The organism is Rhodococcus sp. MSC1_016 (genome assembly GCF_023667485.2).
GTDB lineage: Bacteria > Actinomycetota > Actinomycetes > Mycobacteriales > Mycobacteriaceae > Rhodococcus_F > Rhodococcus_F oxybenzonivorans.
Map to the genome: position 1 here is coordinate 462,733 of NZ_JAMOZI020000002.1, position 13,676 is coordinate 476,408.

Sequence of the window (13,676 nt, forward strand, 5' to 3'; positions counted from 1 at the left end):
CGTCAGAATGCGCAGGGTTTGGGCCAGTTCTGCACGATGTGTGCAGCGGTCTTCCTGAAGCTCAGTCGCGGACCGGTCTGCCTTGGCGTTGCAACAAATCATGCCCCCGAACCGCGAACACCAACGCCTGTCTGGCATCCGGATCGTCGAGGGAGCGCCCGAGTATGGCGGTGATGCGTTCGAGGCGGTAATACAAAGTGCGGCGCTGAACGAACAACGTTTGCGCTGCCTGGGTCTTGTTGCCGTCACAGCTCAGGTATGCGCGCAGCGTCGGCAGCAACGGATTCGTGGCCTCTGCATCGTGCTGGAGCAACGGGCCGAGCTCATCTTCGATGTACCGCGCGAGTTCAGGGCCCTTCGCCAGCGAAGCCAACAACCGCAGAACACCGAGGTCGTCGAAACGCTCGACAACCTTGTCCGGCCGCGCGGCCGCCACCGAGACCGCGCTGCGCGCCTGCTCGACCGCCCGCGGCAGCTGTGCCGGTTCGACGAGCTGACTCACCCCGGCACTGACCCCCAGGGTGGTGAGCCGGTCTACGAGTTTCGTTTCCGTTTTCCGATCCACCAGGCCGATAATCGCCATCGTGTGGTCGCCGAGGTCGGAGACGACTGCCGGAACGTGAAGAATCCGGCACAATTCGTCGATCGCCTCTTCCCCGGCAGCCCCCGGGCGCGACTCCTTGTAGACGTAGACGACGACAAGCTGGCGATTGCGAAGATCACGCCCGAGTCGCAGCGCCCGGGTCACGAACGTCTCCCCCGAAATGTCACCCAACAGCAACCGGCTCACCAGTGCGTTCTGCCGCTGCGCGGCCTTCGCTCCACTCTCCCGCGCACCGAGCAGGGCGATGGCTATCCCGTCGGTGGCGCGATCGAGTGCATAAAGTTGCGTTCCGGTGATCTGACGGTCGCCGTGAAGGACATGGAGCCACCCCCACCGCTCGCCACGCAACACCACTGCCCGGCGGGTGCAGTCTCGTCGCTCGGAATCGGTGCCAGATTGCCGAGTCCGTTCATGATCGATTCGCGAATGATGTTCCCACTTCGACAGAATCGAGTCCGCGACCTCATTGGCACCCGAATAGGCCATGACCTGACGAGTGGCATCTTCGAGCACAACAGCGTGACCGACCTCGTCGGCGAGCGCGTCGGTGAACGGTACATAGTCCCGTTCACCGAGCAGCAACTGCATGAACTTGGCGTTGAGCCGCTCGTACGCGGTCAGTTCCAGCACCCGCTGATCCACCAACGACTCGTGGACCTGGGCCGATACCTCGACGAACGGCACTTCACCGTCGAGTCCAACCAAGGGAAAATCTCGCTCGCGGGCCGCGTCGATCAGCGCTTGCGGCATCTCCGCGAACGCACGCCCACTCAGTTCGATGACCAGCACAGCGGCACCGGCATCGGCGATCTCCTCGAGGTACCGTCGCTGCCCCTCGGGACTGTGTCCAATGCCCAGCCCCGCTGTCAGCAGCATCTCACCACCGGTCAGGAAACGAGCGATGTCGACGACCTCACTCGGGTGCACCCACCGAATCGGGGTATTCAGGCTCGCCTGGCCCGCATAAATCGTGTACTCGACGCGACTGAACACCTCCAGCCGCAGCGACGCCTCCACGGTCATAGCCATCATGACTCCATCCTTGGTCCACGACCCCGGACCGCCGCCCCCACACTGTGTGCAAGATCCTCCTCATTTTATGCGCGATATGCGTCTCATCGCCGCCGCTCGAGGTTGGCACACTGAGCTGTGAACGCCATCACACCACTCCGCGATCACTGCGGTCCGTTCAGAAATAGTCAGAAGGGGAGATCGATGCCTACGCTCAATGGAGGGCAGGTCGTTGCCCGCATCTTGAAGCAATACGGAGTCCCGTATGTCGCGGGCATACCCGGGCACGGCATCTGGGGCCTGATGGATGCCTTCTTGGACGAGGAATCGAAGATTCCGTTCATTCAGACCTATCACGAGCAGAGCGCCGTGCACTTGGCCGACGGCTACTACCGTGTCTCGGGCAAGCCGATGGCCGCAGTGACCTCGATCGGCGCCGGCGCATCCAACACGGTCCTCGGTCTCGCGACTGCCTACAGCGACTCCACCAGTGTCCTGGTCATCACCGGAGGCCCACCACGGCACATGCGCGGCCGCGGCGTACTACAAGAGCTGGACCGACAGAAGGACAACGGCTTCCCCCAGGTCGCCGAGGCGGTTTCCAAGCGCAGCTGGGTAGCCAACACCATCGAAGACCTGCCGTTCATCATGCACCGCGCCTTCAGCGCCATGCTGACCGGCCGCCGGGGTCCGGCCCACATCGAAATTCCCTGGGACCTGCACGCCGAAACAGCCGAGGTGTCCTTCCACGATCTCGAACGCCGCCTGCCGGTCGGTCTGCAGTACCCCGACCCCGACGCAGTCAGCCGCGCCGCCACACTGCTCGCCGGCGCCTCGCGGCCGGTGATCGTCGTCGGCGGCGGCACCATCAGTGCCAACGCCACCGACGAGGTCCTCGCCCTCGCAGAAGCCCAGCGCATCCCGGTCGCGACCACCTGGAACGGAAAGAGCGCGTTCCCCGAAGATCACGAATTGTTCATCGGAAGTGTCGGACAGACCGGAACAATCCACGGCAACTACCTGACCGCCAACGCAGACGTCGTCATCTCCATCGGCTGCCGATTCACCGACTGGTCGGCCTCGAGCTACTCCCGCGGAAGGTCGTTCTCCTTCCCACCGGCCAAGCTCATTCACATCGACATCGATCCCCACGAGATCGGCAAAATCTATCCCGCCGAAGTAGGCATCGTCGCCGACGCGAAGCCGACCGTCGCCGCCATCGTCGCCGAGCTCCCCTCCGCAACCCCGGACCGATCGGACTACGCAGCCGAGATCGCCGAACGCAAGGCCGATTGGGAAGAGCAACTCGCCACCCGACGCGACAGCGACCGCTACCCCTTCACCCTGCAACGCCCACTCGGTGCCCTCCGGAAAGTGATGGGCCGCGACGGCATCGTGCTCGCAGGATCCGGCAACACGCAGGGCGCGGTCAAACAGACCTTCCCGGTGTACGAACCACGAACCCACCTGACGACCGGCGGATTCTCATCGATGGGTTGGCCGGTGCCCGCCGCACTCGGGGCCAAACTCGCCGCACCCGACCGTCAGGTCGCCTGCATCACCGGCGACGGCGACTTCCTCATGACCGCCCAGGAAATTGGAGTCGCTGTCCAACACGACATCCCGGTCGTCTTCGTTGTTCAGGACAACTCCGGCTACATCTCCATTCGAGGAGGCCAGAAGAACGCAACCGATCGCCACATCGGCACCGAGTTCAACCGCCCCGACGGATCCCCCTACAGCCCGAGTTTCAAGGACCTGGGCAGCTCCTTCGGCCTCGAGTCCTTCCGCGTCGAATCACCAGCCGACCTGGAGTCGACGTTCCAAAAGGCATTCGACGTCAACGCACCTGTCCTGGTCGAAGTTCCCACCGATCGCGACCTCGCCAGCCCCTTCGTACCCGGCTGGCTCGACTTCCCACCGCTGACCCACATCACCGACGAACGCCAAGACGAGTACCGAGAGAACCGCGAGAACGAGCAACACCAGTAACACCGCAATCTGAAGCAGCAGGCCACCGCAACAACTTCGTCTCCGCGGTGGCCTGCTGCATGCACATGATCTCGATCCCCAATCGCAGGAGAAGCAGCATGACTCGACTCGAAGGCAAAACCGCAGTGATCACCGGCGCCGCCCGCGGACAGGGCCGATCCCACGCAGTGCGAATGGCCGAGGAAGGCGCGAACATCATCGCGATCGACCTCTGCCATCAAATCGACACCGTCCCCTACCCGATGGGTACAGAGCAGGACCTCGATGCCACCGTCGCCCTCGTCGAAGCAGCCGGCGGAAAGATCGCCGCGTACACCGCCGACGTCCGGGACCTCACTGCGCTCGAAACGGCCATCCGCGACGGCATTGCCGTACTCGGGGATATCGACATCGTCGTCGCCAACGCGGGCACCCTCAACGACACCGCACCGCTCTGGGAACTCACCGAAGAGCAGTTCCAGGACCAGATCGACGTCAACCTGACCGGGGTGTGGAAAACCATCAAGGCCAGCGTTCCCTCCATGCTCTCGCACGGGCGAGGTGGTGCGATCATCCTCATCAGTTCGATCTCCGGGTTGACCGCCGAGCTCAACGTCGGACACTACGCCGCCTCGAAACACGGCGTGAACGGCCTCATGAAAACCCTCTCCGGCGAACTGGCACCCCACCGCATCCGGGTCAACACCATCAACCCGACCAACGTCAATACGCTGATGATCGACAATCCCCGCTACAACCGAATGTTCGCCGGCGGCAAGCCCGACGCCACACAGACCGACGCACTCGATGCGCTCACCGCCATGCATGCACTTCCGATTCCATTCCTCGACCCCATCGACGTCAGCAACGCTGTGGTCTACCTCGCGTCCGACGAAGGCCGCTACATCACCGGTTCGGCACATGTAATCGACGCAGGTGCGATGACACCGTTCAAGGCACCACACCTCACCGCACAAGGCTCCAACCAGTAGGGGATCACTTCGTCATTCGAGGTTTCGCGACCCTCGGACCCCCTTGCATATTCCCATCCGGGCGAGTGCCGGACCAAAGTGCGCTTGGCCGGCACTCTCCCCCACCCGCAGCGACCGACGAAGACGTTCACCACGATGCGGCATAACCGACCCGATTGCATTGCATTTCATTCCTAGCGCGCAACCCACCCACCGAGTAGAAACACAGACTGCAATGTCCGATCACTCTGCACAAAGACAACCACGAGGCGAGAACAACGGGAGCCAGGTCACGGCATCGGGGCCACGATCGACGAACGATCGCGCGACGATCGAAGCCGATGTGCGCAACTACCGGCGTGTCCGCGAGGAAAGACGACACCGCCGAGCGTTCGCATCTACGCGCTTGAACGAGGCCGAGGAGCTACTCCGCTTCGCTGAGATGTGGGCACCGTTTGGAGGGCCGCCGGATGTGGACGTGTTCGTCAAATTCGGAATAGTAAAGTCCATGTTCATTGAAAGAGTCTGGCAAATAATCTCTTCCAACCGATGCGACCAGAAGCTTGCACGACGACTATCGATGGCCTACACCCTGCCAACGCAGTAAGACCCATTAATAACGGGACTGTCCGGTAATCGGTTTAGCATCGAGGTGTCGCCGATGTGTGCATTGTGGTGTGTGACGGGCTGAAGGGCCTCCCGGACGCGATCACCGCGGTGTGGGATCGAACGATTGTCCAGACATGTGTCATTCATCTGCTCCGCAACACGTTTCGGTACGCCTCCCGCAGATACTGGGACGAGATGTCACGAGATCTACGACCGATCTATACCGCTGCAAACGAGGCTGCCGCGCGGGAGCAGTTCGACGAGTTCACCGGCAAGTGGGGCTCGCGGTATCCAGCGATCATCCGGCTCTGGCAGAACGCCTGGACGGAATTCATTCCCTTCCTCGACTACGACGTCGAGATCAGGCGAGTCATCTGCTCGACGAATGCCATCGAGAGCCTCAATGCCCGGTACCGGCGGGCAATCCGGGCACGCGTGCACTTCCCAACGGACCAATCGGCTCTCAAGTGTCTGTATCTCGCGACCCGGGCCCTGGACCCGACCGGGAAGGGCAGAGCACGATGGGCAATGAGGTGGAAGCCAGCACTGAACGCATTCGCGATCACGTTCGAGGGCCGGCTCACCCCGAGTGAGAATTAAACGATGTGCCAGATCCAGATCCACCGAATATCTGATAGTCCCCCTTAATAACCCCAGAGACAACAGGAGTCGGTGGCTGAGACTCGGCCGAAGAATGGTCACGCGCAGGAGGATGGCGTACGAACCGAATCCGAATCCGATCGGAGTGTCGTAGCCAAAATAAGTGCCCGCGAAATTGCTGAGAATCTGCCCTCGCGACGAGGCTCGCAGATCGAGCGATGGAAGGACCGTTGATTTTGTAGCTACTGACGTCCAATGTCGGTAGTCCAAGTCGGTAGCCTGAGTTTTCGAATTTGACTGTTGGAGCCGGTTTCTGGCACTGCATCGGATTCCTTAAGTGGCTGGCGTTACATCTTGCTGATCTATTCCACCGCGACCGGTGACGGAGATGCGACGATGGCTACCAACCGTCAGTTTTCGAGTTCAGGTTTGTCGAGGATGGCGAGGAGGTCAGCGAGCAACTTGTCGGCTTCACCTTCAATGCCATCGAGAATGTCAGCGACGCCCTCAAGGTGGGTGTGGGCGTCACGTCGAGCGGCGATTCCGCGTTCGTATTAGCTGTGGTCCAGCTCGACGTCAACTACGTCCAGGACCCGCTCGTTCTCGCGTGACGGCGTCGTGAATCTCCTGATCGGCGGCCGCTTGTGTACCGGCGCTTGCCCGGTCAGGTGCGCGCGGACTAGGGCGGCGACGGATTGGCCAGCAGCGGAGTTGGGGCGAAGGGCGTATGCCCCACCGGTCGATGGATGTGAGCAGCGGCCGTTTCGTCGCGGCGCGGCGATGCTTGCGAACGCCAGTGGGTCTGCACCTTTGTCGAGGTGGTCGGCGAGGAGTTGGGTGCTCGGGTACCGGGTCTAGAGAGCCGAGCACTTTCACCCCATATACGCGTGCGGAGCCCGGATTCATTATCTATTGAGAACGCGGGCGACGAATCCGTCGAGTCGATGGCATAGCTGCGCGATACGCGTCTGTGTAGGGAGGGCATGTTCGGGTTGATTGTCCGGCAACAATTTCAGGCCCCGGGCATAGAGCGAGCAGCAGAAATCGGTGCACAGGTAGGTGCCTATGCTGTTACCTGCCTTTCCCGACGCGCCGGCCTTACGCGCGGTGAAAAGAGCAGTCCCGCCGTGACGATGTACTGCGTGGCAGAGGTTGCACATGGCGCTGCGCGGACGAGCACCCTCGGAGTTCGCCCTCCGGAGTTCGATGCCAATCACTCCGGACGCGTGCGTGGTGACCAGATACGCCCGTTGAGGGGAGCGTGGATCGACCCATCCGTAGAAGTCCAACTCCTCCCACTCTGCCTCATCGAAGCTCGGAGGAAAGGCCACTGTCTTGATTCGGCTCTGGGAGCTGTTGACGAAGGAGCGAAGGATCTCCTTCTTCGTCAGGCCGTGCATGTCAATCCCCTTTTTACACTACGAACGATTCATGAACCGATCGTAGTATAAAATTACCGGCATGGGTCGATACAAGGATGCCGCCAGGTACCGAGAGTTGCTCGACGGATGTACTGCATATGCCGAGGAGCACGGCTTGTTCGACCTGACGCTGCGCCCACTCGCTGAAGATCTCGGAACGTCAACTCGCAATCTTCTTCACCATTTCGGTAGCCGTGAGCTGTTGATCGAAGCTGTGGTGGCCAGGGTGCGTGCGTCCTACCTGGACATGTCGCGCGAGTTGATTTCCCGAATCCGGTGCCTCGCAGCGGAGTCGGAGCAGCGATCGAAACCTGAAGCAGTTGCGGACGTCATTGCCGAAGGATTAAACCTGGCATGGACGGAGGCTTCGGCTCCTTCCGGGCGACGTCGAATTGCTCTGTTCTTCGAAATCTATTCAACAGCAGCGCGAGATCCAGGGTTGCGTGAGAGCTTTCTCCGGCCCGCCGTGGACGAGTGGCTTACCCCGATGGCCGATGCGATCGAGAGAGCGGGGGCACCGCCTCGGGCAGCTCGGTCGATCGCTGCCCGGATCGTTGCGGTGCATCGTGGACTTCTCCTGGAATACCTCGCACTGGGCCCCAATGCGGATACACAGTCCGCACACGACGACGCGGTCGTTGCAGCGCGTGCAGAGATCCTCGCCGGTACCCCACCTACCATGTCCGATTCTGCGGCCGAGGCGAAATGACAATGTCGAAGACCGAGAGAAACGAGGCAGCGAGAGGGCGCGCAATACTTGTCCGCGAAATGCATGCCCCCCTGGCAGTCCTCTCGGCGATCGCGGCACTGGGTGGTGCCGTTACCCGCTCCGCGTGTGTGATCGCGATCGTGCCGTTCGTCTCTTCGCTCTCGTGACCGAGCCTGTCGGTGGCACTGCGGAAAGCGTCCCTCCCTGTGTGGTTGCCATGCCAGCTGCACTGGTCCGTTCGGGGCCCTGGTGCTGGACGATATTCCAAGGAATGGGAACGGCGATCAGGACGCTGATGGGGGACCGAAAGCCGAGTCCTTACGCGTCGAACTCGCCGCGACGTATGGACGGTACGCACACCGACATCTTTCCCGGCTGCGGTGGCCAGGGACCGTGACAAGGGCAAGTATCTAGCCCTGGGAGCAGCGGAACCGTCACCGGGGCGTATCGACGTCCCTGCGCATGTCCGGCCGCGTCGACGCTCGTCCCGGAACGGGATCCCGCACCGGGCGGGGCACGCTAGTAACCCGACGCACTCACCCGAGAGTGTCTGCCCGTTCATCAGTGGCGAGCTGTGTGCCCGTCAACTCGGCCAAGCGTTGACGGGTAGCGGCAAGGGCAGCCTGTTGCTGGGTCAGGCGTGCCGCGATGCGGTCAATTTCGGACCTCAAGTCGGGGCACAATTCCAGAGACGTGCCGTGGACACCAGTGCGGGCACAGTCCAGATAGCGTCGAATCATACTGGTGCCCAGACCAGCAGTGATCATGGCCTGGATCTGCTCGACGACGGTCACGTCTGAAGCAGCGTAATGCCGGTACCCGTTGGTGTCCCGGACCGGTCCGAGCAGTCCCTGATCCTCGTAGTGTCGCAGGGCCCGAGCGCTTACTCCCGTCCAGTGCGCGAACTCCCCGATGAGCACTGTTCCTCCTCGTCGCCTTGACCTTCACACTGGCGTGAACCACTAGCGTCCCCGAACGTGACTACGAAACCAACAACGGCCCGCGCAATCATCATCCACGGTTACGCCGCGACTCCGTCCGACCACTGGTTCGGCTGGCTGGGCGAGCATCTCGAATCCGCTGGCATCCCCACATTGATTCCAGCACTTCCGTTCCCGGAGGCACCGGATCCGAGAAGTTGGCTGAATGCCGCGCAGCAAATCGGCATTCCGGACGAGGACACCATCATCATCGCTCACAGCCTCGGATGCCTGACCGTCCTTCGCTACCTGGCGGCTCTACAGCGGCCGTGGCGGCTAGGCTCGCTGATCCTGGTCGCGGGATTCCTCGAGCGGCTCCCCGCGCTGCCGAACCTGGACGGGTACATCGGGGAAGGCTGCGATGTTAGCTTCATTCCGAATCACATCGGCCGACTGACAGTGATCCGCTCCGACGACGACCCCTACGTCCCGACGGACCACACCGATCGACTGGCCAACCAGTTGATGGCAACTCCGCAGGTGGTTACAGGCGCGGGGCACTTCCTCGCCGATAATGGGGTTACCGCAGTGCCCGAGGTCCTCGAGAAGGCGTTGACCGCTAGTACCCCAGCCGATTCCTCAACACCTCACCACCGGAGGGCATGCGGCCGGCTCGCCGCGCAACCCGCTCTACCGCGGCCGACGGTCAACGGTCGCGCTCAGATCGCCGACGCAACGACCACGTGACAATGTCCGAAACTGACCACTGCATGGGCGACATCGAAGTACCGAGACTCATCATCTCACCAGTCGGTGGACATTCCGTGTGGGATCGCTGCCTGACGTCGTGAATCACCCACTACGGCGGTAATCCTGTCCCACTCGACGATCGGTGCGACATCGTTTAACCGAGGCTGGGATGGGCGCACGGAATCCTACGCCCGTCACTCATGGCGATGACCTGAGTGGAACTTCTGCACGGAGGGACCCGCACACGCACCTCGGTTCACCGCCACCGTGCGCCTCGCCGGCCACAGCCCACCGCTGACGCGACCACGGAAACGGCGGCGAAGACCGCATCGGCCACCGCGCTCATCGAGACACTTTTCAGACAGCGCTGAAGACGACAGGTGCCTGCCGAAGGGGTTCCTGCTATCCGATCCCACCGAGCCTCCGGCATTGCGAGGAGCGCTAGATGAGATAGCAGCACTCTGCGATAGCACCGATTCCGCGACGCTGACCTTCCGAAACCTTGTCCGCCCGCGGTTCGGTCCGTCTGAAATCAGATCCAGTCGATGTGGACGGAGTCGATGTGGTCGAAGTGGAATCCGAATTGGTCGCTGTATCTGTCGAAGCCCTTGTTCTCCGGGTAGTCGAGGGTGGCGTGCCGCTCGAGCAAGGCGACAACGCGGGCGTGATCGTCGTTGGCGAGGGCGGCGGCGAGTTCGCGCGACTCATCGGGGCTAAACGGGGTGTCGGAGTTCGCGAAATCCAGGGTGCGGACCCGGTAGTCGTAACCTTCGTCGGCGCCGTTGCGGACCATCACACCACCCTTGACGCGGATGACCGCGGTCTTCGGTGTTCCATCGGGCCGCAACACCCCGGCCCGTTTCATGATGTCCTCGGCCCGCACGTTCTTGAGTTTTTTGCTGGCGTCGGCGCGTAACTCGTTGGTCTCCCCGGAGCGGTACCGGGACACCGCGGAGCGGGACCTGCCGATCTTCGCGGCCACGGCATCGATACCGCCGAGGCGCTCGATCGCCGCACGCCGTTGCGCCCGCTCGAGAACGTCCGGGTGCGGGATACGGCCTTGTTGCGCCCACCGGCGCAGTGTGCGGTCCGACGGCGGGGTGCGGCCGGCGTCGATCGCCGCCTGACGCAAACCCTCGTTGCCGAGCTCCTTCCGCAATTGTTTGACGGAGACCTTGCTGGTCAGCCCGGCCAGTCCCCCGGTTTTGACCTGCTTCGACTTCTCCACCCCACTGGTCGCGGCATTCGCGACGGACACCTTCAGGCCGTCGAGGCCGACCGCCTGTTGCGCCGGTTTCTTGGTCCGCGGCTTCGGCAGATGCAGGGCCATCAGTCGTCTTCCTCAGAGAGCTCGTCGTCGGTGAAGGCGGCCTTGATCGCCAGGTTCACCTCGTGCACATCCGCAGCCGACGCCATGGAGGCGAGGCGGGTGTTGGTGAGGGCCACGTCCTTTTCCACCGTCATCTTTCCCAGCGCCTCGCTCGGGTCGGCAATGTCTTGACCGTTGGGGAGGAGGTATACCCAGGAGTCGGTGACGGTGCGGACCGGCCAACGATGATGTTCGCGGGCGATGCGCATCGCGACGCGGCGGCCACGCCACCGGCAATGCGCGATGATCGACGCCCGCCACAACGGTTGGTGGTGATGTTGCATCCGGGTCGCGGTCCACATGTCCGGGTTGACCATCCGCCCGATGTACCCCTTGTAGCAGGACCCGATGAACCCCTTCATCGCCGCATCCGCAGTGTCCACCGCCGTTTTGCGGGCCTCGCGCAGGATCTTCGCCCACTTGTCCAGCACCCGGCCCTGCTGGGGGTACACCCACGCCTCGGTGATGTCGAGATCGTCGAGATCGGCACCGATACCGCCGTCGGCTACCGGTGCGCACAGTCCGTCGATGCTGACCGAGGTGACCCAGGTCTGCACCGGCTGATCGGCGAGCATGTGCGGATGCGGCAGAGGCAGTTTCTCGGGCAGCGACAAGGTCTGCCCCGCAGGGAGCGTGATCCGCCACAACCCGAACGGGGCGCCCTTCTCCCCTGATGCTGCGGCGGCCGCCGCCCCACCGGTCAGGTGCTTTGGTTGCCCGTAGCCGAGTTCGAGCATGCCGGCTGAGGCGAGGTAGGCGGCGCGTTGGTCGATCGACACCAACCGGCACGCATCCTCGAGGTCACTTGTTTCGGGTACCCGGGTCCAGCCGACCGCGGGCTCGAGGTCCCCGCGCGGGGCGCCATCGAGCGGCGGCACCGGTCCGGCGGTGGTCACCACGATGCCCTTACCGCTGCGGGTGCGTTCGCGTTTGATCTTGTCGAGGATCGCGGCGCCGGTGCGGGCCGGTGTCGGCCCGGGGAGCACCCCGAGATGCTGTGCGCACCATGCCAGCCGGCGGCCCAGCTCCCGCGCGGCCGGTAGGTCGTCGTCCGGGAGATAGGTGCCGGCGGCCGGTGATCCGAGGACACCCATATCGCCGACCCGGTTGTGCCAGCCGAAGTCCTTGTTCCAATAGGTCCACACATACGGTTCGATCACCACATCGACCATCGAGGTGAAGTTCCCGATCGTGCGGGACAAATGCACCACATGACCCGGTTCGCCGCGCAGCTCCCACCCCGCATCGAGCAACGGTGGCAGGGTGGCATGCAGGGTCGCGGTCAACTCGGATGCGGCGCGGGTCCGCAACGCTTCCATGTCGTCGACGTCGTCCTCACTGCCCGGATCGATGACCCACCCGAGTAGCTCACACGCCGCCAACCCGACGACCCAGATCTGTGCGGGTGCACCCAACGGGGTCAACGAGGCCCAGCGAATCAGCTTGTCCAGCTTCTCGAGGCAATCGACCGGACCGGTCAACTCCTTTCCCGAAGGGGTGTACGTCCCGGCGGCGGTCACGATCAACGCATGCCCGTCCGCGGCCTCCCCCGCCGGCAGCGCCTCCCACACCGGCGGTACGACCGCGCCGCTCCCGGCCACGTTGCTGTCCGCGTCGGCGCTGGCCGGCTCGGGAGATTCGGGGTCCGTGGGAGTTTCGGCAACGTTCCCCTGCTCGTCCGACTCAGCGTCCCCCTGCTCGTGCGAGTCAGCGTCCCCCTGCTCGTGTAATTCAGGGTGCGTGGCAACGGTGGGTTCCCAGCCCGACTCATCGGTTACACCCGCCGAATCGGTGGCGTTGGGGGAACCGTCTTTCTCGGCGGATTCGGGGGGCGTCGCCGGCGCGGTGTCGGGCAGTGTGAAGAGGGGGATTTGCTCCCACGGGGAGCTCATGACTCCTGCTCAGCGATCCGGCCGTCGAGATCGGCCGGTGGGACACTGTAGCGGTCGAAGAATTCCTGCAGAGCAACGTCCACGACGTTGGTCACCGTAGATTGACGGTGGTTCACCAGCCAGTTCAACCGAGCCTCCGTCGAGACCAGTACCCGGGTGTTGAGCGGAACTTTCGTCGGCCCCTTCCGCGGCTCCAGCTTCGCCGTCAGCTCCGGACTCGGCGTCCCCGACCCCGAGACGCCCCCCTCATCGGGACCGCGCTTCGCCGACCGAGCGGCACCGCCGCGCCCACCCCCGCTCGCGCGGCGGGCGCCGCCCCCAGTGTTTCCCACCTTCGCCATACCCACCCCACTCGTCTCCGCCCGTGTTACTTCGGTTTCAGTCATCCTACCCACTACGTGCCTTCTTGCATGTATCTACGCGCGCGAACCTGCATGCATATATGCGCGCAGTATCGGTACGGTGGGGCAGGGATCCGAGACGCGAAGTCACGCACAGTCCGTGGACCACGCACCTTCTCGCGAAACCGGAGTCGATGATCGGCCAGACTCGTCACTCCACCAGCGTGATGGGCACCCCGGGCGTGATGTACAGGTGGTGTCGAGCGCCGCCGTGGGTGAGGGACATGGCCACTCCTATGGTGTGTCCCTCGGCGAAGCGGGAGAGCAGTTCACGGGTGGCCTCGAATCTGGTGGGGCTGATGCCGTAGGTGACGCCGCCCAAAGATGAGGCTGGGCACCCTATCCTCCTTCTGCTGACCGGTGGACCGTTGCGGAAAGTGTTGTGACACCTCGATCGGTGAGGACGGGGGTACCGTCGCGGTGCGTGGGTGTATCGGCTCTGAATGGG

Annotated in this window: 11 protein-coding genes and 2 pseudogenes; 6 read left to right on the forward strand and 7 right to left on the reverse strand. The window is 63.3% G+C overall.

Going from position 1 to position 13,676, the window contains the following annotated elements:
• Positions 1-61 precede the first annotated feature (61 nt).
• Positions 62-1,636: a PucR family transcriptional regulator gene (locus tag L1080_RS34470; protein ID WP_250776803.1), complete on the reverse strand. Its 1,575-nt coding sequence runs from the start codon at positions 1,634-1,636 to the stop codon at positions 62-64.
• A 183-nt stretch (positions 1,637-1,819) separates the two neighbouring features.
• On the opposite strand from L1080_RS34470, the gene L1080_RS34475 reads away from it, so the two are divergent.
• The 3 genes and pseudogenes from L1080_RS34475 to L1080_RS34485 all read left to right on the forward strand — a co-directional run.
• Positions 1,820-3,607, forward strand: coding sequence for a thiamine pyrophosphate-binding protein (locus tag L1080_RS34475; RefSeq protein WP_250776801.1), 1,788 nt, complete (start codon positions 1,820-1,822; stop codon positions 3,605-3,607).
• A gap of 98 nt (positions 3,608-3,705) precedes the next feature.
• On the forward strand, positions 3,706-4,578 hold the full coding sequence (locus L1080_RS34480) for a mycofactocin-coupled SDR family oxidoreductase (RefSeq protein WP_250776800.1): 873 nt from the start codon (positions 3,706-3,708) through the stop codon (positions 4,576-4,578).
• Between the two features lie 624 nt (positions 4,579-5,202).
• Positions 5,203-5,766 (forward strand): annotated as a pseudogene (locus L1080_RS34485) (IS256 family transposase); the annotation flags it as partial.
• Between the two features lie 905 nt (positions 5,767-6,671).
• Here L1080_RS34485 and L1080_RS34490 read toward each other — a convergent pair.
• Positions 6,672-7,166, reverse strand: coding sequence for an FBP domain-containing protein (locus tag L1080_RS34490; protein WP_250776799.1), 495 nt, complete (start codon positions 7,164-7,166; stop codon positions 6,672-6,674).
• 61 nt (positions 7,167-7,227) lie between these two features.
• Between L1080_RS34490 and L1080_RS34495 the strand changes: the two genes are divergently transcribed.
• The gene (locus tag L1080_RS34495) at positions 7,228-7,896 is read left to right on the forward strand and encodes a TetR/AcrR family transcriptional regulator (protein ID WP_250776798.1); all 669 of its coding nucleotides are present in this window, start codon (positions 7,228-7,230) and stop codon (positions 7,894-7,896) included.
• A 536-nt stretch (positions 7,897-8,432) separates the two neighbouring features.
• Here L1080_RS34495 and L1080_RS34500 read toward each other — a convergent pair.
• Positions 8,433-8,816 (reverse strand): MerR family transcriptional regulator, encoded by a 384-nt coding sequence (locus tag L1080_RS34500; protein ID WP_250776797.1) that lies wholly within the window; start codon positions 8,814-8,816, stop codon positions 8,433-8,435.
• Positions 8,817-8,873: 57 nt separating this feature from the next.
• Between L1080_RS34500 and L1080_RS34505 the strand changes: the two genes are divergently transcribed.
• Together L1080_RS34505 and L1080_RS34510 are read left to right on the forward strand one after the other, a co-directional pair.
• Entirely contained in the window at positions 8,874-9,563 is a 690-nt protein-coding gene (locus tag L1080_RS34505; RefSeq protein WP_250776796.1) for an RBBP9/YdeN family alpha/beta hydrolase, read from the forward strand.
• A gap of 213 nt (positions 9,564-9,776) precedes the next feature.
• A pseudogene (locus tag L1080_RS34510) lies at positions 9,777-9,937 on the forward strand (double-stranded RNA binding motif domain-containing protein); the annotation flags it as partial.
• Between the two features lie 161 nt (positions 9,938-10,098).
• Here L1080_RS34510 and L1080_RS34515 read toward each other — a convergent pair.
• The 4 genes from L1080_RS34515 to L1080_RS34530 form a co-directional block, all read right to left on the reverse strand.
• Positions 10,099-10,896 carry a hypothetical protein gene (locus tag L1080_RS34515; protein ID WP_250776795.1) on the reverse strand — a complete coding sequence of 266 codons (798 nt, stop codon included), beginning with the start codon at positions 10,894-10,896 and terminating at the stop codon, positions 10,099-10,101.
• Positions 10,896-12,827, reverse strand: a complete 1,932-nt coding sequence (locus L1080_RS34520) for a hypothetical protein (RefSeq protein ID WP_250776794.1) — start codon at positions 12,825-12,827, stop codon at positions 10,896-10,898. Before L1080_RS34520 ends, L1080_RS34515 begins: the two co-directional genes overlap by 1 nt.
• Positions 12,824-13,213 (reverse strand): hypothetical protein, encoded by a 390-nt coding sequence (locus L1080_RS34525; RefSeq protein ID WP_250776793.1) that lies wholly within the window; start codon positions 13,211-13,213, stop codon positions 12,824-12,826. The genes L1080_RS34520 and L1080_RS34525 overlap by 4 nt, the downstream gene beginning before the upstream one ends.
• Positions 13,214-13,379: 166 nt before the next feature.
• Positions 13,380-13,550, reverse strand: coding sequence for a hypothetical protein (locus tag L1080_RS34530; RefSeq protein ID WP_250776792.1), 171 nt, complete (start codon positions 13,548-13,550; stop codon positions 13,380-13,382).
• Between the last annotated feature and the right edge of the window lie 126 nt (positions 13,551-13,676).

Bases quoted from the DNA above. Each gene is read 5' to 3' on its own strand.
- L1080_RS34470 (WP_250776803.1), bottom strand. From the start codon at position 1,636: ATGATGGCTATGACCGTGGAGGCGTCGCTGCGGCTGGAGGTGTTCAGT.
- L1080_RS34475 (WP_250776801.1), top strand. From the start codon at position 1,820: ATGCCTACGCTCAATGGAGGGCAGGTCGTTGCCCGCATCTTGAAGCAA.
- L1080_RS34480 (WP_250776800.1), top strand. From the start codon at position 3,706: ATGACTCGACTCGAAGGCAAAACCGCAGTGATCACCGGCGCCGCCCGC.
- L1080_RS34490 (WP_250776799.1), bottom strand. From the start codon at position 7,166: ATGCACGGCCTGACGAAGAAGGAGATCCTTCGCTCCTTCGTCAACAGC.
- L1080_RS34495 (WP_250776798.1), top strand. From the start codon at position 7,228: ATGGGTCGATACAAGGATGCCGCCAGGTACCGAGAGTTGCTCGACGGA.
- L1080_RS34515 (WP_250776795.1), bottom strand. From the start codon at position 10,896: ATGGCCCTGCATCTGCCGAAGCCGCGGACCAAGAAACCGGCGCAACAG.
- L1080_RS34520 (WP_250776794.1), bottom strand. From the start codon at position 12,827: ATGAGCTCCCCGTGGGAGCAAATCCCCCTCTTCACACTGCCCGACACC.
- L1080_RS34525 (WP_250776793.1), bottom strand. From the start codon at position 13,213: ATGACTGAAACCGAAGTAACACGGGCGGAGACGAGTGGGGTGGGTATG.